The sequence below is a fragment of the Dyadobacter sp. 3J3 genome, from assembly GCF_009801115.1.
Taxonomy (GTDB): Bacteria; Bacteroidota; Bacteroidia; order Cytophagales; family Spirosomataceae; genus Dyadobacter.
This window is the reverse complement of record NZ_VTOL01000005.1, coordinates 215432-240049: the sequence shown is the minus strand read 5'-3', so window position 1 is coordinate 240049 and position 24618 is coordinate 215432. Positions and strand designations below refer to the sequence as shown.

Below are 24618 nucleotides of genomic sequence, written 5' to 3'. Positions count from 1 at the left end.
GTTAATATTCCTATCAACCCAATATCATTAAACAATAACATTTCGTATGTCTGCTTCAATGAAAGAAAATCCGTTGCGCGTCCTGGTGGTCGGCTGTGGTAATATGGGCGCATCCCACGCCATTGCCTATCAATTATCCGATGGTTTCGAAATTTGCGGAATCGTCTCAACCGGAAAAAGCAAGGAAGTTTTAAATGAAAAACTTGGCGGCGGTTATGCCTTGTACAGTGATTATGAAACGGCTTTAAAAGAAACCAAACCTGATGCGGTTTGTATTTCCACTTATCCGGATACCCATGAAAGTTTTGCCATCCAGGCCTTACAATCCGGTGCGCATGTATTTATAGAAAAACCATTGGCTGCCTCTGTTGAAGGCGCTAAAAGAGTTGTTGCAGCGGCAAAAGAAGCGGGCAAAAAAGTAGTAGTTGGTTATATTCTTCGCCATCATCCGTCATGGGAACGTTTTGTCAAAGAAGCACAGAATATCGGAAAACCTTTGGTGATGCGTATGAACCTGAATCAGCAAAGCCACGGGTATATGTGGACGGTTCACCGTAATTTAATGAAAAGCCTTAGCCCGATTGTGGATTGCGGTGTGCATTATATTGATGTCATGTGTCAGATGACGCGCTCAAAACCGATTCGCGTCAATGCGATCGGAGCACGTTTGACAGATGATATTCCGGAAGGAAATTACAATTATGGCCAGCTTCAGATCTGGTTTGAGGATGGTTCGGTTGGCTGGTACGAGGCAGGCTGGGGACCGATGATCAGTGAAACGGCGTTTTTTGTAAAAGATGTGATCGGACCAAAAGGTTCTGTTTCCATCGTTGCCAAAGATGCAGGTGGAGCCGGAAAATCTTCATCGGTAGAGGCGCATACCAAAACGGAATCTATCCGGGTACACCATGCGGCGCTGAATGATAAAGATGAATTTGTACACGAAGATACCTGGATCAATCTGGAAGACGAGCCGGATCATCAGGAATTGTGTAATCGTGAACAAGCTTATTTTCTGAAAGCCGTAAAAGAAGATATTGATCTGACAGATCACTTGGAAGATGCCGTAACGAGTTTACAAATCGCATTTGCCTGTGACGAATCCGTTCATAATGGTGGAAAAACAATTGATCTGGTATAAGTTATAAAGTTTCAAATTTATCTCCTGTCGGGAAATTGCTGTTTTAACAAACGGTTATTTTTTGGCAGGAGTTTTTTTTTGCAAACGTTTGCAATGAGGTTTTAATGTTAATATTAAAATAGTATTTAAATATTCTACTTATTTATCCTAATATTGCCATGAAATATTAAAAAGTAGAGATTTCCAATATTAAAATTGTATTCCTCTCATCCCGACAAAAACATCAATTTATGAAAACAAAGCGGATTCAGTTTATGGAATTTAGTGATGAAAAACTACTCCTTGAAATAAAGCTTGATAATCATGATGCTTTCGAAGAGTTGTATAGCCGCTACTTTTACCGGGTGCTTAACGACGCTTATAAAAGGCTGCGCGATCGCGATCAGTCTGAAGAACTTGTGCAAGAATTATTTGTTGGAATCTGGCTTAAAAGACATCAAATTATGGTTGCTAAAACGTTTGATGCGTACGTACACACCTGTTTACGCAATGCTGTCATTTCGTTTTTCCGTAAGAATAACAAGATTGCTACCTATCCCGACAATTACTCAGAACAGGAAGATAAACAAGCAACAAACGAAGAAATAGCTTATAATGATTTAAAATTTGCATACGACAAGAGTATTTCTGTTTTGCCAGATAAATGCCGTAACACTTACGAAATGTTTGAGAGCGGACTTACGATTCAGGAAATAGCCAGCTTTTCTAAGGTATCTCCAAAAACGGTTGAAAGTCACCTATTAAAAGCAAGAAATACAATACGTTTTAAACTTCGAGAATTCTCCGCAGCTTGTTACTTATCCCTCATAATCAACTTATTAGACCAGACACTTGAACTAGTTTAGCATTAAAATAAAAATATTTTCTTTTTTTTTATAAATCAACTAAGGTATCAGAGCCTCTTGTACGTCCTTGTACAAAGGCTCTTTTTTTTGCATTAAAGCTATTAATTTTTATCCGAAACGAATGAATTCATGAATAGACCTGTACCTTCTGAACTTTTGGATAAATATTTAAACGGCAATTGCTCATCCCAAGAGTGTGAAGAAGTGGAAGCCTGGTATCAATCGTTTGAGAACAATCCAGAACTTAATTCTGTATTCCCCGAATCCCAAAATGGTGAATACTCCAATGCTGTATTTGAAAAAATACGTTCTAAGATAAAACTAAGAGAGATTAAAGAAAAAAACACTCGAAAAGTCCCCATCCAGAAATTATCAATGATAAGTAGTTTGCTAAATCAGGCAAGCAGTAACATCATTAAGAATGAAAGATTTCGCCTTTACGGCGCTGCATTTGAACAATCGAAAATTGCGATAGTTACCTAGTACCAATCAATTTTAATCTTAAACACAATTAACACTTATGAAAAAAACTCCCCTGACCAAAAATTTAGGCTGTATTCAGCAGATGACGCCATTCACTTTAACAACATCTGCGTGAATAGAATATACCACAACATTTTCATAATTTAAGCAACCAATCGTATGAAAAGTAATATTACCGGAAATAGTATGCCTCTCAAAGGAGCCATACAGAAAACAACTTTAATGCTGCTTGCGCTTGTATGTTCGTTCGGAACATACGCCAACGGCAGAATTGAGAAAACAGTAACAAATGGACCGAATTCTACTTCGGCCGGAGTAAAAACGGCTGACAGAACAATTAAAGGAAGAGTAACTGAAAAAGATAAAAACGAAGGCCTTCCAGGTGTTAACGTAGTTATTAAAGGAACAAGCACTGGTACAACAACAGACGGAACGGGTAGCTACACGCTTTCTGTACCTGAAAGCGGTGCTGTTTTGGTATTCAGTTTCGTAGGTTATGTAAGTCAGGAAGTTGCGGTGGGCAACCGCTCTACGCTTGACGTTGCTATCGAATCCGATACAAAAGCGCTTAGTGAGGTTGTTGTTATCGGTTACGGTACTGCCAAAAAATCCGATTTAACGGGTTCTGTTGGTTCTGTAAAAGAAGATCAATTGAAAGAAAGACCTTCTCCTTCTTTAAATCAGGCTTTACAGGGTAAAGTTTCCGGAGTTCAGGTGAACGTGAATTCAGGCCGTCCGGGTGGAAGAAGTAATATCCGTATCCGTGGTTTCAGTTCCATCAACTCATCAAACAACCCATTATACGTTGTTGATGGAGTAATGCTTCCGCAAGGAACACAAAATCAATACAGCTCTGCCATTGACTATATTAACCCAAATGATATAGTATCGGTTGAAGTATTGAAAGATGCATCTTCTACGGCGATTTATGGAGCAAGAGGTGCCAATGGTGTAATCCTTGTTCAAACTAAAAAAGGAAGATCAGGTGAAGGCGTTGTAACATACAATGTGGATGTAAGCGTTCCAACAATAGGCCCAAAAAGACCGCATGTTTTGAATGCTCAGCAATATCTTGATGTTGAAGATCTTGCCTACAAAAACATCGAAAAATTTGACCCGGCTGGCTGGTCTTCAGGAAAATATGCAAACCTGAATCCTCAGACACGTAGAGCTGCTTTCAGTTTACAGCATCCTGATGTTTTCACCCAGGCAGCTGATGGAAGTTACAAACCAAACTACGATACAGACTGGTTCAAAGAAGCAACACAGAATAAAATTTCTCAAAACCATCAGTTAGGTTTTAGCGGTGGAAATGAAAAAACTACATATGCTTTGTCTCTTGGCTATCGTAACGATCAGGGTTTGTTGAAAGAATCTTATCTGAAACGGTATTCAACTCGTTTCAGCATTGATGACCAGGTAAAAAAATGGTTGAAAATAGGAGCTACTTTAAGCTACAACAACCAAAGTGAAAACCTTGTCGATATCAACGATGCTGTACCTCGTCAAATGGTAGAGGATTTCCCTTTTCTTCCTGTAAGATATCCAGACGGAACTTTTGCAAATAACCGCGATTATCCACAGGCTGAAGGCTCTTTCAGCTCGATCCACAGATTGTCTGGCCGTAAGTATATTGTTAATACAGCCACCACATTAGGTAGCTTGTATGGAAATCTTACACTTGCCAAAGGTTTGGAATTGCGCTCTGTATTGGGAATAAATGTAATAAACCAGGAAGTAAATCAGTCGCAGACACGTACATTGGCTATCTCTGAATTTGGTACTGCCAGGAAAGAGAACAGGAAAGAAACATTCTGGTCATGGGAAAATTATTTGACTTATAACAAGTCATGGGGTATCCATGCAATTAATGCACTTGCCGGGATTTCATGGCAAAAAACCAATGTAGCTACAACTGGTATTGGTGCTCAAAACTTTGCAACAGATTATTTTGGATTCGATAACCTGGGTGCTGGCGCTAATATTCCTTCCAGCAATCCTTATGTTTCCGGTGCACAAAGCTTTGCGTTTAACTCGTACTTCGGTCGTGTTAACTATACTTTGCTTGACAAATACCTGGTTACCTTTACAGGACGTGCGGATGGATCTTCTAAATTTGGAGAAAACCACAAATTCGCATTTTTCCCATCTGCTGCTTTGGCATGGAAAGTATCTGACGAAGAATTCCTGAAAGGAAATTCAGTGATCTCTAACCTAAAAGTTCGTACAAGTTACGGTTTGACTGGTAACTCTGAAATTCCTCCATACTCATCTTTGTCATTGTTGAGCTCTACTTATGCAACAATTTACAATGATACGAAAGTAAGCGGTACAGGTATCAACCGTTTGGCTAACCCCGACTTGAAATGGGAAAAAACGGCACAAACGGATGCAGGTGTTGAAATCAGTTTCCTGAAAGGAAGAATTTCGGTAGAGGCAGATTATTATTACAGAAAAACAACCGACATGCTTTTGGATGCACCGGTTCCACGTTCAAGTGGTTATGCTGTAATCAGAAAGAACATTGGTTCTATGCAGAACAAAGGATTTGAATTTACTTTGAACACGACTAATATCGAAAGAGGTGACTTCACATGGAATACAAGTTTCAATATTTCCTTGAACAGAAATAAAGTACTTTCATTGGCAACACCTTCGGATATCTTCGGAGTAGGTGGTCCTAACTTTACAAACCAAACGGGTATTATCCGTATTGGCGAGCCAGTAGGATCATTCTGGGGATTGACTCGTTTAGGAACATGGAGCGAAGCTGAAAGAGACGAAGCAGCCAAATTTACCAGCTACCGTAACAACCTTACGATGTTGCCAGGTGACATTAAATACAAAGACCTTAATGGTGATGGAGCCATTACAGATGCTGACCGTTCGATCATTGGTAATGGTAGCCCGAAAGCATGGGGTACATTCTCAAACACAGTTCGTTTCAAAAGCTTTGATCTGACGTTTGATGTTCAGTATTCTTATGGTAATGATGTTATGGACATGACGCTTCACCCAAGTGAAGACCGCGTTTCTATTGCAAACAGCTACACAACTGTTTTGAATGCATGGACGCCAACCAACCAGAATACACCGGTTGCTCAGATTCGGGAAACAAGAGCAGGATATGTTACCAACGTGGATTCTCATTGGATTTTTGACGGATCATTCCTTCGCGGAAGAAACCTTTTGTTAGGTTACAACTTCCCATCGGCTGTGACCAGCAAACTTAAACTTAGTAAACTAAGAGTTTATCTTTCTGCTCAGAACTTCTTCTTGCTTACCAAGTACCCACATGGTGATCCGGAAGTTACGCCAACAAACGGAGATCAAAACAGCAATGTATTCTCACAAGGTATGATCTGGCACGGCTATCCAAAACCAACTACTTACATGGCAGGTTTACAGATCGCATTTTAATTGGCCAATTTATTTATCCTAAAAAACATTGATTATGAAGTTATATAATTTAAAAAATGTAGCCAAGATACTTCTCTGCGGATCCATTTTATTTGGCCCAACAGGTTGTTCTGACTTTCTTGACGAAAAGGATCCATCCAACCTGACGCCGGAAAGCTTTTACACGATACCGGATCACGCAGAAGCGGCTGTTGCTGCCACTTATGCAGGACTTCGTTTTTATGGTGACGGAGCAGGTATTTTCTCTGCAAACTGGCAATTACTGGAAGCAGTGACAGGAACTGCTACAACAGAAACAGGTCAGAATTCAGATTTGAATAACCTTTATTCGCTGACTTATGACGGAAACACGGCGCATGTCAATAACTGGTATAATGGTCTGTACAGAATTATTGCCAATGCCAATCTTGCACTTGACAAAATCCCTACCATTCCTTTTCTTGCTCCGGCTACTGATGCGCAGAAAACAAAATTGCTGGGAGAAGCTCGCTTTCTTCGTGCATGGGCTTATTTCTATGCAGTAAGACTTTGGGGTGACATTCCGTTAATTACTACACCGCAAACAGCAAATTCCACAGATTTCCTGCCGTCACGTACGCCTCAGGAAGAAGTTTACAAACTTATCGTTGAAGATTTGCTTGCTGCTGAAGCTGCTGGTCTGCCAGTTACAGAAACGAGCGGTCGCGCTACGCAAATGGCTGTGAAGTCTTTATTGGCAAAGGTTTATTTGACAATGGCTGGCTTCCCGCTAAGTAAAGGCGCAACGCACTACAAACTTGCGGCAGATAAAGCACTGGAAGTAATCAATTATTCAAAAGCGAACCCATCGACACTGAATCTGTTCAGTACGTATAAAGAAGTTCATCAGGAAAATCTTAAAAACCGCGTTGAACACATCTTCATGATTCAGTATAACATTGCGGTTGCAGGTAATCCATTGGGAGATTATTATCCTAACTTCAAGCCTGTTACCTATTCAGGTCCGGGAGGAACTGGAAGTACTGTACCAACGCGTTCTTTCTACGGCTCTTATGAAACAGGGGATCTTCGTACGGTTGATCAGGAAGGATGGTTTTACACGACCTACTATACCAATGGTAATGGTGCGAAATTTGATTTGGGAGCTCCTTATGTTTTCAAACATTTCAACCAGACTGCAAATGGTACACTAGGCGTTCCGGGAACACGTAACAACAATTTGAATGTTCCGTTGATTCGTTACGCAGAAGTTCTTTTGATATTTGCAGAAGCACAAAACGAATTGGGTGCACCTACACAGGAAGCATATGATGCTTACAAAAAAGTGCATGACCGTTCTAAACTGACAACACCTGGTTTCGGAACTTTCAGCCAGTCTTCTTTCCGCGACGCCGTTTTGAGAGAGCGTTGGTATGAATTCGCTTACGAAGGAATTACCTGGTTTGATATGGTTCGTTTGCGTAAAGTATTCAATGAAAAAACAAAAGGATTTGATCCGTTTGTTGGTCACCTTAACCTGAACGTTGGTGCGGGTGTTGCATTACAACCAAAACACCTTTTGTTCCCATTGGGAATTCAGGAAATGAAAAACAACCCAAATCTGACTCCTCAGAATCCTGGGTATTAATTCAAATAGTACTGATTAAATTGAGCCAGTCCCACAAGCGTAAAAGCCGGGGCTGGCTTTTTTCGTTAAGAATATGGTCTGAAATATAAATTTAATATCAAATTGCGTTTAAGTTCAGAGACTAAAACTAACAGGATGAGAATAAAAAATTACAAAATTCAATTTTTCATCATCATCGAATTACTATTAACAACAGTAACTACCAATTTATATGCCCAGTTAATTATTTCAAATCCGGTTAATAATCAGGTATTTCAGCGTGATAATAACGGCTTCGCCAACATTGCCATAACTGCTTACGCTCACTTTTCATATTCCAGGATCGAAGCCCGGCTTATCCCCGATCAAACTAATTCTCATAACGGACAAGATTTTTCTTTTACTTCTGATCAAATAAAACAAGGTTTTTTAAATACCACTTTACTGGCAGAAACGGGCTGGTATCGCCTGGAAATAATCGGGTATGGTGATAAAGGAATTGTTGATTCTACCAGTATAGCCCGAGTTGGTATCGGTGAAGTTTTTCTGGTTACCGGAAATTCCAACGCCATGGGTTTAATAGATCTTGGCGCTAAAAACGCCTCTGATCAGGTGGTTTCTTTCAATGCGCTTAATAAAACCCTAAACCCGGAAAACATAACCATTGCAGCGGACGAACCCATGCAAATGCCTGAATATGCTCCGATCACTGCAAAAAGCAATATTTTCCCTTCCGGCGAAACTTCCTGGTACTGGGGAGAACTGGGTGATATGATTTCAAAAAAAATGAATACGCCTGTTTTGTTTTTCAACGCAGCCTGGGCCGCCGCAAATTCTGAAAATTACCGGGATGCTGCCTCTGGAAAAGATGCCTTTAATATTTATGTAGGAAAATACTGGCCTAACCGGCAGCCTTATAGTAACGTCGTCAACACACTTCGTTATTTCAATTCGTCACTTGGACTCAGAGCTGTGTTATGGTCGCATGGTGAAAATGACGCTCAGCTTAATTTTACAGAAGAAAATTATTTCAATAATATCAAAACACTGATTGAGAATAGCAGACGTGATTCGGGCTATCCCACTTCCTGGATCATTGCCAGAAACTCGGTAAGTTATACTTTACCAAATCCACCACCAGCGGTTAAAAATGCGCAAATCAGATTATCTGCCTTGCCGAATTTTAATACCTATGCAGGGCCCAATCTGGACACCGTTCAAATTCCTCGTCCATCACAGGGTCATTTTGAAAATATTACTAGCGGGAAACAAGGATTAACACTGGCAGCCACGGCATGGAACCGGATTCTTACCGATTCATTATTTAAATCCGTCATACCACTTCAACCAAAATTTACAATCCATACCGGTCTGGTTCCTGCCAAAGTTTTCCCTGGAGCTTCCTTTACTTTACCCTACAATAGTACCGGCTTCGCCCCTAATAATGTTCAAGCCGAATTACTGGATGAAACCGGGAAATTTGTCCGGTTGGTTGGTACTGGCAGCGGAAATGTGGCCAATATCCAAATTGCAACTGACATTCCCGATGGACATTACCGGATAAGATTGTCAGCAATTAACCCAATTCTTCCAGGAAGTATTTCAGGATTATTTTTGGTTAACAAAAATTATAATAAAATTGAATTTATTAATACCATTGCTGCCAGAAAAGCAGATAATAGCATCATAGTATCCTGGCACGTTGCTGCTAATCCATTACTTAAAAAGATGGTTCTTCAAAAAACCGTTGATGGCGAAATATATTCCGATCTGGCCAGTTTTGACGCTCAGGATAATAAGATCAACTCCCATGTTTATAGTTATTCTGACGATAATGTTGCCAACGAAAGTTTCTATTACAGAATAAAAGGAGAAGATATAAATGGAGAGATATCTTATTCAACGGTTTTGGCAATTCTAAAAGAAGGAACGCCGCCGAATTTTGTGGTTTTCCCAAATCCGGTAACCCAACAACAGTTTTATATTAGACCTGATCGTATCGAAACCGACATTCAATGTTCAATTTTTGATATTCGCGGCCGTGAACATCCGATTGTTGTTTCGGATAGTGAGATCATCGGACTTTTGTCAATACGTCCTGTACATAACCTGCCAACCGGAAATTATATTTTAAAAATCGTAACAGATTCAGGAATTACTACACAATTAGTAATATTTCTTTAATCCAACTATTTATCAATAACATTACAACCTTTAGTGATTTATATTTGTCAGTAAATAATATGCTATGATGCATTAATATCCTCTGACACAATGAAAAAAAATTACTATACTTTATTCGTACTTCTTTTATTACTGGTTTCCTGTAAAAAAGGCGACGGTCCAAATCCTGTATTACTTGAAGCTGGAGAACCCAATTCCGGTGAACTTTCTAATGTTATTTTAAAAGATTATTTTATTATTTCCATTGCATTTGACAAAAGCGGTGTAGTCTGGCTGGGAACGCTGAATCAAGGCTTGATAAAATATGACAGAAAAACTGCTACGGTATTTAATTCTTCTAATTCATTACTTACCAATGCTTCAATTAATGACATTAAAATTGATAAAGCGGGCAACATCTGGATTGGGAGCGATGACCTGATCAAATATGATGGCTCAAAATTTACGAGATATGATGCCAAAACCTTCGGCTTACAAAAAAATTATGTCCGCTCTATTCTGATTGACAAAGCTGAAAATATCTGGTTTTCGTGCAGTAGTTTTAAGTCAGGCGGATTGGTAAAATATGACGGAACGAAATTCACTGCTTTTACACCGGAAAACTCCAAACTACCTGGCAATCTAATTCAAAGCATGACGATTGATCAGAAAGATAATATTTGGCTGGCAATTAATGACGGTATCAATAACTTATCACTCACACAGATTTCCGGTGATCAAATGACGGTATTTGGCCCCAACGAAATTGGCTTTACACCATATTATTTTGGGAATATCGTTACCAACAAACAAAATGAGCTGTTTGTATCCCTCAATTATGGACTTTCAAGTACCATCAAAACAGGACGTCCGCAAATTTTTAAATTCAATGGAAACAAATCTACAATCCTGAACCTGCCTGATGAAAATGCTATTATTTATAACACACAAAGGATTTTCACAGATAAAAATGATCAGCTATGGGCTTCGTTTTCAGGAGAAAATGATTGCGGAATTTTCATAGACAATCAATGGGTTTTCAAGCGTTTAGGTACAGAAGGAATTTTCGCTTTCGGGCAAAATGCAGAAGGTGAAATTTGGCTGGGAACTGGTAAAGGCGTGTATATTTTAAAATAAAAAAAAGGTAAGTGCCGAAACACTCACCTTCTACTATATGAACTGAACCTTATTAATCTTCAAATAAACTCCCTAAACCACCAATTACCGAACCGCTTTCTTTTCTTGCATTTCCACCGCCAATGGATAATCTCTGGATAAGTTTAGATATTGGCATCGATTGGATCCAGACACGGCCAGTTCCGCGAAGTGTTGCCAGGAACATTCCTTCGCCACCAAAAACCATTGATTTTAATCCTCCTGAACGTTGGATATCAAAGCTAAGCGATTGTTCAAAAGCAACAACGCAACCGGTATCAATTCTCAGCGATTCATTGTTAAGCTGTCGCTCTATCACCACGCCGCCAGCGTGAACAAAAGCCATTCCATCTCCTTTCAGTTTTTGAAGAATAAATCCTTCACCACCAAAAAGGCCGGAACCAAAACGCTGGTTGAAGTGAATTTTCATACTTGTGCCCAAGGCAGCACAAAGAAACCCGTCTTTCTGAACAATCAATTCGTTACCGTAAATTTTCGATAAATCGATCGGCATGATTGTCCCCGGATAAGGAGCAGAAAAAGCGACTTTTCTTTTTCCAACACCACGGTTTGTAAAGTGTGTCATAAAAAGCGACTCACCCGTAATTACACGTGTTCCCGCCTGAAAGATCTTACCCATGATACTCTGATTGGCCTCAGATCCGTCACCCATTTTGGTTTCAAACTGAATACCATCTTCCATAAAAAGCATAGCACCGGCTTCGGCAATAACCGTTTCATTGGGATCCAGTTCTATTTCCACGATTTGTATATCGTCGCCGATAATCTTGTAATCAATTTCGTGTGAGATCATTTTAGCTTTTGAAGTTTATATGTTTGTAGTAAAATCACGCAAGTTCACCTGTAACTATACCAACCAAGTACTATTCTTCCTCCTCTTCTTCCTCTGTTTTTTTGGCTTTCACTTTCTTCGTTTTCCTGCCCGGAATATCTTCCCGGTCACGAAGTTTTTTATCATCCACATTTTTATTCAAAAATGCATTGATACGATCCATGTCAAAACTGGTCGTTATTTCACCAAAGGAATTAATCTGAATATCAAATCCATCCAGATCTTTGTGCACACGCGGCTTTTCGTTAACAGGCTTTGCGGCATCAGGTTGTTTCTTCTTGGCCATAGTTTTAATCGGCTAACGGCCTTAGGCTGCGGTGAAGCTTTTGCTTTCAGGCCAGTAAAATAAATTACTGTTACGAAAATATACTACCAGACTTTCAATGACAATGTAAATTGATCGAACGGTTATTTTATGATTATGCCAGGCGAATTTGGGCAGGCAAACGGTCAAGCGCCTGAGCCAATCTTGCAATTACTTGTTCTTTACCCAAAATTTCCATGATCACCATTAAATCCGGTCCAGCGCCAGCGCCGGTCACTGCAAGGCGTAATGCCTGCATGATTTTACCCATTTTAATGCCTGCCGATTCCATCTTTTCAGCAAGAACATGTTTTATATTTTCAGCTACAAAGTCGCCCTCATAACCTTCCAGTGCATCTTTGAAATTTGAAACTGCATTTACTGCATCTTCATTCCATTTCTTAATGGCAACATCCTGGTCATAAACTTCCGGTGCGCTGAAAAGAAAAAGAGATTCTGCAACAATTTCTTTTGTAAAATGAACGCGATCTTTTAACAAATGTACAATCTGAGCAAGCTGATCGTCATTTACTTCAATACCTTTTGCCACGTAAAGTGGCTTAATTTCTTCAATGACCGAAGTTTCATCCTGTTGTTTAAGATATTGCTGATTGAACCAGTTTGCTTTTTGAATATCAAATCTCGCTCCGGCTTTGTGCACTCTTTCAAAGCTGAAAAGTTTGATCATTTCATCCATACTGAAAACTTCCTGTTCGGTTCCGGCATTCCAGCCTAATAACGCAAGGAAATTAGCCGTTGCTTCCGGAGAATAACCTTCTTCACGGAAACCTTTTGCGATATCGCCCGTGGTTGGATCTGTCCATTGTAATGGAAAAATCGGGAAACCTCCCAAATCAGCATCGCGTTTGGATAGTTTTCCATTTCCATCGGGTTTCAACAGCAAAGGCAAATGTGCAAATTGCGGCATTGTACTTTCCCAACCCAAATACCGATATAACAAAACATGCAAAGGAGCCGATGGAAGCCATTCTTCTCCACGAATTACGTGTGTGATTTCCATCAAATGATCATCCACAATATTCGCCAAATGGTAAGTAGGCATACCATCAGATTTCAACAAAACTTTATCATCAATTTGTGAAGAATGCACAACCACCCAGCCACGAATTAAATCGTTGAAACGAATATCTTCCTTAGGCATAATTTTCATCCGGATCACATAAGGTTCACCGCTTTCAAGAAGCTTTTTTGTTTCTTCGGGAGAAAGTGTAAGCGAATTCCTCATTTCCTGGCGCGTAATGGCGTTGTATTGTACCGCTGCCACTTTCGCTTCTTCAAGGCGTTTACGCATTACGTCCAATTCCTCAGCCGTATCGAATGCGTAATATGCTTTTCCGTCCGTAACCAGCTTCTCAGCATATTCACGGTACATGGGTTTTCTTTCCGATTGCTTGTAAGGAGCATGAGGACCGCCTTGTTGCGGACCTTCATCAATTTCAATTCCAAGCCATTCAAGAGCTTCTAAAATATAAGCTTCCGCTCCTGGTACAAAGCGGTTCTGATCTGTATCTTCAATACGCAACAACATTTGTCCGCCTTGCTGACGGGCAAAAAGGTAATTATATAAAGCCGTACGAACACCTCCCGCATGGAGTGGTCCTGTTGGACTAGGGGCAAATCTCACCCGAACTGGTAATTTATTCATTATTATTTCAACATTAAATATATCTGTCAGGAAGTGGTGAAGGGTAGTCAGGGGTGGTCATTTATTGTCAGGAAATTGTCATTTATCGTAAACAACCCCTGACTATTTCCTGACAATCCTTGACAATTTCCTGACACTTCTTGACAATTCCCTGACTTATAATTCTACGGCTATCACCGAAATTTCCACATTCACATCTTTTGGCAAACGTGCTACCTGGACTGTTTCGCGAGCCGGTGGTTCGTTTGTGAAAAACTGACCGTAAACTTCATTTACGACTGTAAAATCATTCATATCTTTCAGATAGATGTTTGACTTTACAACATTCTCATAACCAAAGCCTGCGGCTTTCAGAATGTGACCAATATTTTCCATTACTGCGCCCGCTTCAATTTTGATATTTCCCAACTGGGAAGCTTCAAAAGCAATTTGTCCGGAAACATATAACGTATTATTTACTTTAACAGCCTGGCTGTAAGGGCCGATTGGCGCCGGTGCTTTTTCAGAAAAAATAATTTCTTTTGGCATATTTGTATTGAATGAGAGCGTTTTAAAATGGCATGCTATCGTTAAACAAAACGATTAGATATTAAGCTGAACGACTTTTTAACACTAAAAGGTTGCTTAACAAATGGCAAAATTACCAAAAAAAGATGGGTTATGCTTTGTCTTCTTTGATTTCAAACAATGCTTTTAATTCGACAGCCTCAGAAGGTTTCATCCGGCCAGCCAAAACAAGTCGCAACTGACGTCGGCGGAGCGCACTAACAAACAATTCTTCGTCTGCGGGAGTTTCTGGCAAAAGCGGCGGAACTTCAATAGGCCTCCCATTTTGATCTACGGCAACAAAAGTGTAAAAAGCGCGGTTGGTACTCACACGGATCCCAGCAGGAATATCCTCAGCCCAAACTTCCAGAAATACTTCCATGGAAGAATTAAAAGCGCGTGTTACCCTCGCATGCATCGTGATGATGTTTCCCAGACGAATCGGTTCAGTAAAAGAAACGTTATCCACAGATGCCGTTACCACGATGCGGTTTGAATGTTTTTGTGCAGAAATCGCCGCACAAATATCCATCCAGTGAAGCAACCGGCCTCCCATTAAATTGTTGAGTGTGTTGGTATCATTGGGTAATACCATTTCGGTCATGGTAACTTCCGACTGCTTCGGATTTTTCGATTTTAGCATTTGGGCTGATTCTGTTAGCTTTTAGCAATTAGGAGTTAGCGGTTAGGGGCAGCGAACTGCTTTGCGCTCATGTGCTTCTTTTTTTGTTCCTATTAAATAACTGGCACGAAACTGAAAGAAAAGATATCTATCCTTACGTTTTGGACTGCCTCTGTGCCATCCTGGCTGTTGCGCCGGTTGTCCTATTTCAGAAGAACGGTCAGAAAGGCGGCGGGCTATATCACTTGACAAAGTTGCCGGGTCCGGATAAACAGTACTTACATCATCCAGATAATCTGAATTTACGAAGTTATTGCAAAGTTCCAGTCCAACCCTCCACCGGTCTGAAACTTTGGTTGACACACCTATTCCCGCCATAAAAACCAATGGCAGGCGACTGTATTTAACCCCCTCTGTATGTAAAGGAGCCAGGCTACCACGTTTCCCATCCAGCACAGCTGTGGGCGTCATATAGGTAACACCAACACCTGCCAGAAGATAAGGATTTGTTTTCTTGTGTCTGTTATAGGCGAACATGTCCGCCTGAATTCCAATATTTATATCCGGATTTGTCGTTTTAAAAGAAAGATTCTGGATATAATTCGGGTCATATTTCTGATCAGCAGAAACCTGGTAAAAACGCAATTCACCACGTGCACTGAAATGTTCTGATAACCGGTACAAAGCGCCAATCGAAACAGACGGACCTAATCCAAGATGTCTGTTAATTTTGGTTCTCAAATCGCCTTGATAATAAGCAATACCTACCCCACCTGTCAAACTGAAAACGCCAAAAGGATGTAAATACCTTTCACTGACTGTTGACTGGGACTTTACAGGTCCAACAACAAGCAGTGAGTAAAATAATAAAATCAAACCAGCAAATATGCGTTTCATGCGATACTGTCAAACTGAACAATAATTTAATAACCGGGTGCTAAGTTAACAATGTCCCCAAATATATTACCCATCAATTATTCTGTAAGTGAATTTCTAATTCGGTATAAAACAAAATAAGCCGGACGATGCCGGCTTATTTATACTATTTTGACTTAAAAAAATTAATCTCTTTTCACAGAACTGGCACCCGAGGTGTTGGAATGAATGTCCTTCGCATCTCCTGAATAGCGAATTCTGCTTGCACCGCTTGCATCTGCATGGACGCTTGTACTTGACACAACGTATGCACTGCTTGCTCCCGAAGCATCAATGTTTACATCTTTTGCAGGGAAACTTTCACCTTTAAAAGAAGAAGCACCGGAAACTTCACCGTTTAAAACACTTCCCTGTCCTGTGATCGCCAGCGTCGAAGCTCCTGAAAGCTCAAAAGTAACTTTTGGGGCAGAGAAATCCATTGTAACCTGCGAAGCACCTGAAACTTCAATAGCCATCATTTTTGTGCCCACAAATTTATTCACAACCACTTTTGATGCGCCTGAAAAATCTACACCCTCCAAAGCAGGCATCACGATTGTAATGTTAACCGTTTTACGTCGTTTGTTCCAGTTGTTACCTTTGTAACCGACTCTCAAAACACCTGAAACAACTTTCGCTTCCAGGTCTTTTACATCGTCACTTTCTCCGGAAGCGTTCAAACTATATTGTTTCCCTTGTTTCACATCCACTTTAAAAGCGCTTCCCATGGAAAGTTTGCTAAAATCAGAAACAGGGAATGTACGGCTTTCCTGAGCGAATGCGCCCGCTGATAACAAACAGAATAAGCCGAATAAAAGTAATTTTTTCATGTCTAATTTCTTTTTAGGTTTTGATTACGCTAGCATGATGTCAAATCCGCAAAATAGGTTGCATCAGTATCCTGATTAATCCTGAGATTCTATTTTACTTACACCCGAAGCATCCTTTTTCAAATTTGGAATATGTCCTAAATCCGCCTTTGACGCGCCAGTTGCCGATACATCCGCATTCTGGATATTCATTCCTTTGCTTACTAATTTACAAGCTCCGGTCAGATCAAAATTAGCAGTCGTTGCGGATCCTTTTAATGTAGCTTTTGAAGCGCCGGTGAGTTCAACTGTCAATTGGTTGGTTTCAACATCAATATCTGTTTTAGAAGCTCCGGTCAAATCAACGCTAAGTTTAGAAAGACCTTTAAATCCTGAAATTTTAGCTTTATTAGCACCTGAAATAGAAACTTCTTCAACCGTTGGCATGGTTATCACGATACCAACTCTTCTTCCGTCGTTTCCAAACAGACTAAAACCAGCGTTTCCTTTAACTTTAAGAACGCCATCTTCTTCGTATATTTTCAGATCATCTACGTCCTTTTCGTCACCATCTGCTGAAACATTAAACTCTGCTCCTTGTTTGATGCTGATCGAATAAGCGCCTCCGATGCTTATCTTTTTGAAATCTTTCACCGGAAATTGTTTAATATAATTTCCACGATCACCCAGGGTGAAATCATCATCGTTGTCATCAACAGAATAATTTTCATTATTGTTGTTGTCATCGTCATTATCATCTACCCGAACATATTTTGCAGGAATATTTAAACAGACCAATCCTGAATCCCTGCGGATTGTCCAGCGCAGATTGTTCCAGTTTATGTCATCGTCACCCAAATCATACGTATCCAGATGGTGATTGCTACTGTAATAATGTGATATCGAATACCAGATTGATCGTGAAATAATAAAAGGTTTATCGTAAGGAATGTTAAGGGTCAGATCAATCTGCTGGTTTCTGAACCTCCCGGTTGCTCCTAATGTTGGCCCTTCCGGGAAAGTGAATACAGAATCTTTCACAGATACCTTATACATCAGTTCGGAAGCATTTTTTCCGGCATCCTGTTTTGTCCGCCCTCTTGATGTCATCTTTTTATCAAGTTTCAGACTATCAATGCCATTGTAGCCGACAAGTCTGATATCTACATCGATACTTTCATCCTCGTCATTATCCTGTTCGTCAAGCGTAAGCATTCCTGCCGGAACCGCATAAAATTCAGAGGTTGTAAATTCTCCGCGTTTTGCAAAATTCTGCTGATATGCAACTCCCTGAACGGTTGCAACGATAATCCCTACAATCCAAAGTCCTAATAAAGTAAGCCAAACGGAGCCGCTAACGATTTTCTTATTTGATAAAAGTGTTAATCCTAACAAAAGAAAAGTTACCAAAGGAACCGCAGAAACCAGAAGTCCAGATAAAATTAAACTCGATGGCAATTCCTGAAAAATCCTGAAAGGGACTGGCATTCCGTCAAAGGTTGCTACGTTTGCAAAACCCATCACGACCGCTCCACCTACGACAATACCAAATAAAGATACAGCTGCAATAAGTACCAAAAATCCGCCTGTCAGTATCCTAAGCACGGGCCCGAGGCCTTTGAATAACTTCCCCAATGCCTGAATTATTAAAGCAATCGCACGGAAAGGGAAAAGCAGAATTCTGGTTACCGGATTTTCTTCACCTCCTTTATCACTTAGGTTCAGACTTTGTTTGATATTTGATTCAATATTGGAAAGCGTAATGGGCTCTCCCTGCATTTCCATTTTTTCTGTCAGCGTATTTGCCGCAGGCGCAATGATCCAAAGAACGATATAAATCAAAACCCCTGAGCCGAATACGAAAATGGAAAGTACCCATAAGAAACGTACAACGCCTAAGTCAACTCCAAAATAAGAGGCAACACCGGCAGCAACACCACCAACGACTTTACGATCCGGATTTCGATAAAATTTCTTGATTTTGGTATCTTCTTCCAAAGTTGTAGAACCTGGGAAAGCGATCCACATGGCGATATAGACCAAGACAACAAAACCCGATAATGGACCAAATTCATCTTCCATGTTCAGATTTAACATACCTGATCCGGCTGGCAAACCAATAACTGCGAATAAAAAGGCTAATCTTACCCAGAGTGGATCAATGGTAAAATAATGTCCCAAACCAGCTGCCACTCCACCAACCAATTTTCTGCGAAGATCTCTGATTAGTTTTTTAGGGTTTGCTGCTGTTTTTGATTCTGTATTTGGAGCTGATGCTGTTGATGCAGATGAATAACTTTCTTCTTTTGGTATTGAAGCTGCACCCGGAGTAGCCGACTGAAGCGGATCTGCGAAAATATCTTCCGCCTGCTCAATCGCTTCAAAATCTGCTACGGTACCCATAGCCAAAATTAATTCGTCAACATCCGTAAGTGAAATAACCTGTTTTGCTTCTGCTTTTTGTTTGTTCAGAAAACGCTCTGCAACCCTTCCTTCAATGTCTGAAAGAATTTCTTTGCTGTCTGCAAATGAAGAAAAATATTTCTGAATAGAACCGAGATAGCTTTTCAGCTTTTCGTATCCGTCCTCCTCGATGTGGAAGATGACACCGCCTATATTGATACTGATTGTCTTTTTCATGATTGAAATAATCGAAGGTCTTTAAATGATCAGTTAGGAATTAGAAGTATCTGTCTTACTCAGTTCTCCGGTACGATAAATCACCGTTTTTACCGAATCCGCAAGTTCGAACCACGTGGCCTGCATAGCATCCAGAAATATCTTTCCTTCATCTGTCAAAACATAGTACTTCCTGGGAGGTCCGGACGAAGATTCCACCCATTTATAATCCAGCCAACCCGAATTTTTCAATCGTGTCAATAGAGGATAGAGTGTGCCTTCCACAACCATCATTTTTGCAGAGGTTAATTCATCCAACATATCCGAGGCATACACTTCGCCCCGGGATATGATGTGCAGGATACAGAATTCCAAAATTCCTTTCCGCATCTGCACTTGGGCATTTTCGATATTCATACAGTGTCATGTTTTACTAAATGAAATATTATTTCATGGCTAATAGACAGGATTTGCACCTTCTATACGAACAAAGGTATACACAGGTACTTTGCGATGCAAGGTACTAGGTAAAAATTTTTTTGGTGTTTTGATAAGTGGTTATATATCAGGTTGACCGGTAAAAAAAGCATGTGTTTTAGAATTCATTAATTTTAACCTTATATTTTCAAATCATTTAACTCAACTAAAACGCTTCATGACAAATAAACCGCACCTATACATCATCGCCGCCATGAGCGAAAATCAGGTAATCGGGCAGGATAATCGCTTACCCTGGCACTTGCCGGATGAGTGGGTACATTTTAGAAAAGTAACGGATGGAAAACCATTTTTACAGGGAAGAAAAAGTTTTGAAGCGGCTGATGCACTACATTCTTCGTACAGAAATGTGGTATTAAGCAGAAATAAAAATCTTGAAAACTTCAACAAAACAGAACGTGCCGACGATTTAAATGAGGGCATTGCGTTACTTAAAGAGGAAAACGAAGTATTTGTCTTAGGAGGCGCTTCTGTTTTTGAACAAGCACTACATTTGGTGGAGAAATTGTACCTGACAATCGTACACACAACCATCGAAGGCGATGCTTATTTCCCGAAACTGGATTGGCAAGAATGGGAGTTGATTTCCTCTGAATTTCACGAAAAGGATGAACGCCACGAATACGCATTTTCTATGAATCTTTATGTAAGAAAAGAAGCATAAAACAGTGTACGCCCATCCTGATTTTCTTTTGGAAATATGGAAAAGCTGTACACACATTACTTTCTCAAAATCGTATTTCTTGTTTTCCTGACCACTTTGCAGGTTTCAGCACAAAAGAAATATGGAAATGAGTGGATCAATACTTCACAAACCTATCTGCGTATTCCTGTCATTGAAACTGGAATTTACAAAATCACGTCATCAGAACTCCGGGAGGCAGGTTTTCCAATCGACTCTTTTCCTCTTTCTTCTATCCAACTTTTTCGCAGAGGCCGGGAAGTGGCGATAGAGATTACTAACAATTCAGAAGAAAAATTTAATCAGGACGGTTATCTCACTTTTTTTGGAGAAAGGAATGACGGCGCTTTAGATTCCGCGCTTTATGTAAATCCACAGGCAATGCCGCATACCTATTACAGTTTGTATTCGGATACGGCATCTTACTTTTTGACCTGTAATAAAAATAATATTCCTGGAAAAAGAAACGAAATTTTAGATTCTAACATTTCGAAAACTATTATTAATTATCATTTGAATGAGATATTACAAGTTAATACCAGCCATTATCCAGCCGGGAATTTGTATCCAATGGGTAGCGATTATGAAACCGGAACTGCGCTAACAACTTATGATTATGGCGAAGGTTGGACGGGAAAAGTCATAGCGAACGAGCAAAGGGAGACTTTTAAATTAATTCCTGAAAATGCAATTCTCGAGAAATTTAACGGGACAAAAGTTGAGTTATTAATTGTCGGACGAAATGCAGGAAATCATCAGATTGAGATTTGGACGGGTGATTCAAAAACAACTGGCAGGAAATTAAACACTGTTGAATTGCTTAATTACAATTCTGAGAAATTTACCATTTCGTTTAATAAAGAAGATTTGTCAATAGATGGCAGTATTTCCATTTCGGCAGTTCCAATTAATAATTCCGGTTCAGTTTCTGTCTCTTATATCAAGTGGATTTATCCACAAAAGATCTCGCTTCCTGAAACTTCTCTACAAAACAGATTTTATTTTAATTCCGAAACTTCCAAAAAATCTGTACTCTTTAAGAATGCAGAAAACTGGAAATTTTATGACTGCTCAAATCCGTATCAACTCATAAGATTGATTAATACAAATTCAATTTTACCAATAAACAGCGCTTCACAAATTATCGCAATTAAAGAACCGATGAAGATTCTCACCCCGAGAATAGTAAAATTTCGAAATAGCAATCCTGAAACAGATTATCTGATCATCAGCCATCCTTTGGTTAGAAATCCTGTTAAAGAAAGTAAAGACCCCGTCGAAGATTATGCGGCGTATCGCGCCTCAAAAACGGGTGGTAGTTTCAACCCTTTGATTTTGAATAGTGAAGAAATTTTTGATCAGTTCAATTATGGAGAACCAGGTCCGCTTGGAATCAGAAATGCCATTTCTTTTTTACACGCAAAAGCTTCATTAAAATTTGTTCTGTTACTTGGAAAATCGATTGATCCACAAACGGCTCGTCATCAAATAAAAGCCAGAGAAAATGATATGATCCCGAATGCCGGTTGGCCGGGATCGGATATTACGCTGGCCATGGAACTGGCAGATTCTTTGAAATATGTTCCTTTGGTTCCGATTGGCAGGGTCAATGCTGCGAACGCTCAAAACATTTATGACTATTTACAAAAAGTAAAAGCGTTTGAAAGTCAGAATAAAGCAGCACCCTGGCGAAAAAACATGCTACATCTCAGCGGCGGACATACCAATGTTGAAAGGGAAATATATCGAGAATATGTTGATAGTTTTAAAAAGACAATTTCAAAGTCAGTTGGTAATGTCATTACCATTTCCAAACAAACCAATGCGCTAAAAGAAGATTTTCCGCTGCATACCATTTTAAACAAAGGTGTCGGATTGATCACGCTTTACGGACATTCAAGCCTCAGTTCTACTGATATTGAACTAGGTTTTGCCGACGATCAAAAAAGAAATTATAAAAATGATTCTTTGTTTCCGGCTGTCATTATGAATGGCTGCGCGTTAGGAAATTCATTTTATTCTCCTTCCACAATCAGCAATAACTGGATTTTGACCCCAAATAAAGGTGCGATTTTATTTCTGGCACATACACACAATGGTGTTTCATCTTCTTTGAAACATTACACCGATTCATTTTATGATGTACTGGCAGATACCACCTTTACAAATCAATCATTTGGAATCATTCAGAAGGAAGCGATCAGGAGAAATATATTGAAGTATCCAACGCTTTCGGATGGAATTACGGCACAACAAATGAATCTGCAAGGTGATCCGGCCATCCGTTTATTTCCGGCAACCTTACCAGATTACGCCTGGCAACCGGATTTTTTAAAATTCTCGAATCCAAATGGAAAGACGTTATCGGCAAAAACGGATTCGATCAAAGTTGATATTGGGCTTGTAAATTTCGGAAAATATAAAAACGAGAATCTGACAATAAATATCCGTCGTGTAAGAGATTCTATTACTACTGAATCTTATCAATTTATAAAACCATCCGCTTTTTACCTCGACACCCTTTCTTTCACTATCCCAAACAAATTTTTAAAATCCGGGAAAGAAAAGTGGACTTTCACGATCGATCCGGCGAATGAAATAACTGAAGAAAATAAAAATAATAATCTTTTTTCAACAGGCTTAATTATTCCTGATATCGCCGTCTCCGATACATTGGAAATTATTTCCGCTTATGTTTCGCCAAATCCTTCCGGTCAGTATTTCAAATTTCACATCGAATTCAGAGGATCGGAACCTCCGCAAAAATGGAGTATTATGGTTTTTGATAAAACAGGAAATAAAATTGAAAAGAGAGACATCATTCCACATTTAGGCAAAAACGAATTTATCTGGCAACCCAAAGGAATTTCTGCCGGAGCCTATCTTTATAGAATGAATATTGAAGCGAAAAATATTTCTTTAACACCGGAAGCTAAAAAAGGAATGAGCGGTCAATTGATCTGGATGCATTGATATGTCAGGTAAATTGAATCCAAACTATTCTTTATTTACGTTGTGGATTTTTCACGGCACACTGGTTTTGCTCCTCGCCTATGTCAATCCAAATCATTACACAACCATCGATTCGCAATATTATCTTGAATCTGCCAGCAACATTTTAGAAGGACATGGGTATACCATTTTGGATGAAACTGCATTTCAATGGAACGGAACATTCCCGGCTGGTTATTCATTAGCCATTGCCTTTGTTACTTTTCTCACCAAAATCAATGTGCTTTGGGCTTCCAAAATAGTCAATATTGGTTCGACAGGAATTTTGTTTTTCTTTTTAAACGTTTGGCTTGGTAGAAATAAATCCATATTAATTGCCTGTATTCTTTTCCTTGGCTCCTTCCTTAAACTCTGGGCACATACCTGGTCAGAACCTTTATTTTTGGGGATTTTATTTGGTTGGACTTATCATTTTAATCAAATAAATACTGAGCCCGAATTCTCAAAATCGAATATCATTTATATATTTCTGCTTGGTATCGGGTTGATGTTTGTTCGTTATGCAGGAATTTTTATTATTCCTTTATGCCTTTGTTATAGTGTCTACTATTTCTGGAAAGAAGAAAAGTCAAAAAGTCTGATCCTGATAGTCCTTGCTGTTTTCTGGTCGGCCGGTTTCCTTTTTTATATTCTTCTTAATTATCAAAACAGCGGAGAATTATTTGGTGGAGTTCGTTTTGACGGAAATATCCTGATAGCTGAAAATGTCATCTCCTTTACAAAAGGTTTGATTAATGAAACAGCACTTTTCGGAAACACGACATTTCAGTCTATCGATCTGTTATTCTTAACCGGAATCAGCTGTCAAATTTTTATTTCACTTTTGATAATAAAGGAATTAAAAAGCCATTTTGCTTTAACAAACTTGAACAAAAGCCTTTTTATCATCTCATTTTTTTATTTGGTTTTTCTTTTCGTCCTAAGAATTTTCAGCCACTTTGACGAACCTGGTTACCGGCTCTTGTCCCCTTTTACATTTTTTATTTTATGCGGAATAGTCTGTGGAATTTCTGATGTACAGATTACAGTTCGGTTGAAGAATTTGTTGGTTGTTTTGGTTGTTATTTCCTGGATAGAAATCATTCCGAAAGATGGGTTGAAGGAAAAAGTTTATAAATCAATGAAAAGGGTTACTCATTATGACAATTAGAACTACTTTTTCCAGGTCATTTCTATTTTTAAGCTTATACAATCAAACAGGCGCAAGCTTGGTTTCTTGTAAATATTAATCATTTTTCACCCCACCAACCCGACTTCTCCACCTCTTTACCTTTACTTTCCACAAAAACTTCTTATTTTT

The 24618-nt window shown here is 39.4% G+C and carries 19 protein-coding genes; 10 read left to right on the top strand and 9 right to left on the bottom strand.

Translation table 11 applies throughout. From position 1 onward, the window contains the following. Positions 1-46 precede the first annotated feature (46 nt). The 7 genes from FZF08_RS12930 to FZF08_RS12900 all read left to right on the top strand — a co-directional run bounded on the left by FZF08_RS12930 (position 47) and on the right by FZF08_RS12900 (position 10774). Positions 47-1141, top strand: a complete 1095-nt coding sequence (locus FZF08_RS12930) for a Gfo/Idh/MocA family protein (protein ID WP_229216515.1) — start codon at positions 47-49, stop codon at positions 1139-1141. A gap of 230 nt (positions 1142-1371) precedes the next feature. Beyond that, a complete protein-coding gene (locus tag FZF08_RS12925; RefSeq protein WP_159469371.1) occupies positions 1372-1986 on the top strand; it encodes an RNA polymerase sigma factor in 615 nt (204 codons plus the stop codon). Positions 1987-2115: 129 nt separating this feature from the next. Next, positions 2116-2469, top strand: a complete 354-nt coding sequence (locus FZF08_RS12920) for a hypothetical protein (RefSeq protein WP_159469370.1) — start codon at positions 2116-2118, stop codon at positions 2467-2469. A 159-nt stretch (positions 2470-2628) separates the two neighbouring features. After that, positions 2629-5889, top strand: coding sequence for a TonB-dependent receptor (locus tag FZF08_RS12915; RefSeq protein WP_229216514.1), 3261 nt, complete (start codon positions 2629-2631; stop codon positions 5887-5889). Between the two features lie 34 nt (positions 5890-5923). Next, positions 5924-7495, top strand: a complete 1572-nt coding sequence (locus tag FZF08_RS12910; RefSeq protein ID WP_159469368.1) for a RagB/SusD family nutrient uptake outer membrane protein — start codon at positions 5924-5926, stop codon at positions 7493-7495. A gap of 135 nt (positions 7496-7630) precedes the next feature. Next, positions 7631-9658, top strand: a complete 2028-nt coding sequence (locus FZF08_RS12905) for a sialate O-acetylesterase (RefSeq protein ID WP_159469366.1) — start codon at positions 7631-7633, stop codon at positions 9656-9658. 90 nt (positions 9659-9748) lie between these two features. Beyond that, entirely contained in the window at positions 9749-10774 is a 1026-nt protein-coding gene (locus FZF08_RS12900) for a two-component regulator propeller domain-containing protein (protein WP_159469364.1), read from the top strand. 52 nt (positions 10775-10826) lie between these two features. On the opposite strand, the gene FZF08_RS12895 is transcribed toward FZF08_RS12900, so the two are convergent. From FZF08_RS12895 to FZF08_RS12855, 9 genes are all read right to left on the bottom strand, one after another. Then, positions 10827-11606, bottom strand: a complete 780-nt coding sequence (locus FZF08_RS12895; RefSeq protein ID WP_159469362.1) for a TIGR00266 family protein — start codon at positions 11604-11606, stop codon at positions 10827-10829. A 70-nt stretch (positions 11607-11676) separates the two neighbouring features. Then, the gene (locus FZF08_RS12890) at positions 11677-11931 is read right to left on the bottom strand and encodes a hypothetical protein (protein WP_137342365.1); all 255 of its coding nucleotides are present in this window, start codon (positions 11929-11931) and stop codon (positions 11677-11679) included. 133 nt (positions 11932-12064) lie between these two features. Then, positions 12065-13615 carry a glutamate--tRNA ligase gene (gene gltX, locus FZF08_RS12885; RefSeq protein ID WP_159469360.1) on the bottom strand — a complete coding sequence of 517 codons (1551 nt, stop codon included), beginning with the start codon at positions 13613-13615 and terminating at the stop codon, positions 12065-12067. 156 nt (positions 13616-13771) lie between these two features. Next, on the bottom strand, positions 13772-14143 hold the full coding sequence (locus tag FZF08_RS12880) for a Rid family detoxifying hydrolase (protein ID WP_159469358.1): 372 nt from the start codon (positions 14141-14143) through the stop codon (positions 13772-13774). Positions 14144-14273: 130 nt separating this feature from the next. Next, positions 14274-14804: an acyl-CoA thioesterase gene (locus FZF08_RS12875; protein WP_159469356.1), complete on the bottom strand. Its 531-nt coding sequence runs from the start codon at positions 14802-14804 to the stop codon at positions 14274-14276. Between the two features lie 42 nt (positions 14805-14846). Continuing rightward, positions 14847-15680 carry an outer membrane beta-barrel protein gene (locus FZF08_RS12870; RefSeq protein ID WP_159469354.1) on the bottom strand — a complete coding sequence of 278 codons (834 nt, stop codon included), beginning with the start codon at positions 15678-15680 and terminating at the stop codon, positions 14847-14849. 164 nt (positions 15681-15844) lie between these two features. Continuing rightward, the gene (locus FZF08_RS12865) at positions 15845-16528 is read right to left on the bottom strand and encodes a head GIN domain-containing protein (protein ID WP_159469352.1); all 684 of its coding nucleotides are present in this window, start codon (positions 16526-16528) and stop codon (positions 15845-15847) included. A gap of 75 nt (positions 16529-16603) precedes the next feature. Beyond that, positions 16604-19147, bottom strand: a complete 2544-nt coding sequence (locus FZF08_RS12860; protein WP_159469350.1) for a PspC domain-containing protein — start codon at positions 19145-19147, stop codon at positions 16604-16606. Between the two features lie 33 nt (positions 19148-19180). Continuing rightward, complete coding sequence (locus FZF08_RS12855; protein WP_159469348.1) at positions 19181-19543, bottom strand: PadR family transcriptional regulator; 363 nt, start codon at positions 19541-19543, stop codon at positions 19181-19183. 238 nt (positions 19544-19781) lie between these two features. On the opposite strand from FZF08_RS12855, the gene FZF08_RS12850 reads away from it, so the two are divergent. From FZF08_RS12850 to FZF08_RS12840, 3 genes are read left to right on the top strand one after another with little or no spacing between them, the layout of a single operon-like run. Continuing rightward, positions 19782-20288 carry a dihydrofolate reductase gene (locus FZF08_RS12850; protein ID WP_159469346.1) on the top strand — a complete coding sequence of 169 codons (507 nt, stop codon included), beginning with the start codon at positions 19782-19784 and terminating at the stop codon, positions 20286-20288. Positions 20289-20324: 36 nt separating this feature from the next. Beyond that, positions 20325-23279, top strand: a complete 2955-nt coding sequence (locus tag FZF08_RS12845; protein WP_159469344.1) for a C25 family cysteine peptidase — start codon at positions 20325-20327, stop codon at positions 23277-23279. Between the two features lies 1 nt (position 23280). Then, positions 23281-24468 carry a hypothetical protein gene (locus FZF08_RS12840; protein WP_159469342.1) on the top strand — a complete coding sequence of 396 codons (1188 nt, stop codon included), beginning with the start codon at positions 23281-23283 and terminating at the stop codon, positions 24466-24468. Positions 24469-24618 lie beyond the last annotated feature (150 nt).

Coding starts and splice junctions, on each gene's coding strand:
- FZF08_RS12930 (WP_229216515.1), top strand. CDS start 47: ATGTCTGCTTCAATGAAAGAAAATCCGTTGCGCGTCCTGGTGGTCGGC.
- FZF08_RS12925 (WP_159469371.1), top strand. CDS start 1,372: ATGAAAACAAAGCGGATTCAGTTTATGGAATTTAGTGATGAAAAACTA.
- FZF08_RS12920 (WP_159469370.1), top strand. CDS start 2,116: ATGAATAGACCTGTACCTTCTGAACTTTTGGATAAATATTTAAACGGC.
- FZF08_RS12915 (WP_229216514.1), top strand. CDS start 2,629: ATGAAAAGTAATATTACCGGAAATAGTATGCCTCTCAAAGGAGCCATA.
- FZF08_RS12910 (WP_159469368.1), top strand. CDS start 5,924: ATGAAGTTATATAATTTAAAAAATGTAGCCAAGATACTTCTCTGCGGA.
- FZF08_RS12905 (WP_159469366.1), top strand. CDS start 7,631: ATGAGAATAAAAAATTACAAAATTCAATTTTTCATCATCATCGAATTA.
- FZF08_RS12900 (WP_159469364.1), top strand. CDS start 9,749: ATGAAAAAAAATTACTATACTTTATTCGTACTTCTTTTATTACTGGTT.
- FZF08_RS12895 (WP_159469362.1), bottom strand. CDS start 11,606: ATGATCTCACACGAAATTGATTACAAGATTATCGGCGACGATATACAA.
- FZF08_RS12890 (WP_137342365.1), bottom strand. CDS start 11,931: ATGGCCAAGAAGAAACAACCTGATGCCGCAAAGCCTGTTAACGAAAAG.
- gltX (WP_159469360.1), bottom strand. CDS start 13,615: ATGAATAAATTACCAGTTCGGGTGAGATTTGCCCCTAGTCCAACAGGA.
- FZF08_RS12880 (WP_159469358.1), bottom strand. CDS start 14,143: ATGCCAAAAGAAATTATTTTTTCTGAAAAAGCACCGGCGCCAATCGGC.
- FZF08_RS12875 (WP_159469356.1), bottom strand. CDS start 14,804: ATGCTAAAATCGAAAAATCCGAAGCAGTCGGAAGTTACCATGACCGAA.
- FZF08_RS12870 (WP_159469354.1), bottom strand. CDS start 15,680: ATGAAACGCATATTTGCTGGTTTGATTTTATTATTTTACTCACTGCTT.
- FZF08_RS12865 (WP_159469352.1), bottom strand. CDS start 16,528: ATGAAAAAATTACTTTTATTCGGCTTATTCTGTTTGTTATCAGCGGGC.
- FZF08_RS12860 (WP_159469350.1), bottom strand. CDS start 19,147: ATGAAAAAGACAATCAGTATCAATATAGGCGGTGTCATCTTCCACATC.
- FZF08_RS12855 (WP_159469348.1), bottom strand. CDS start 19,543: ATGAATATCGAAAATGCCCAAGTGCAGATGCGGAAAGGAATTTTGGAA.
- FZF08_RS12850 (WP_159469346.1), top strand. CDS start 19,782: ATGACAAATAAACCGCACCTATACATCATCGCCGCCATGAGCGAAAAT.
- FZF08_RS12845 (WP_159469344.1), top strand. CDS start 20,325: ATGGAAAAGCTGTACACACATTACTTTCTCAAAATCGTATTTCTTGTT.
- FZF08_RS12840 (WP_159469342.1), top strand. CDS start 23,281: ATGTCAGGTAAATTGAATCCAAACTATTCTTTATTTACGTTGTGGATT.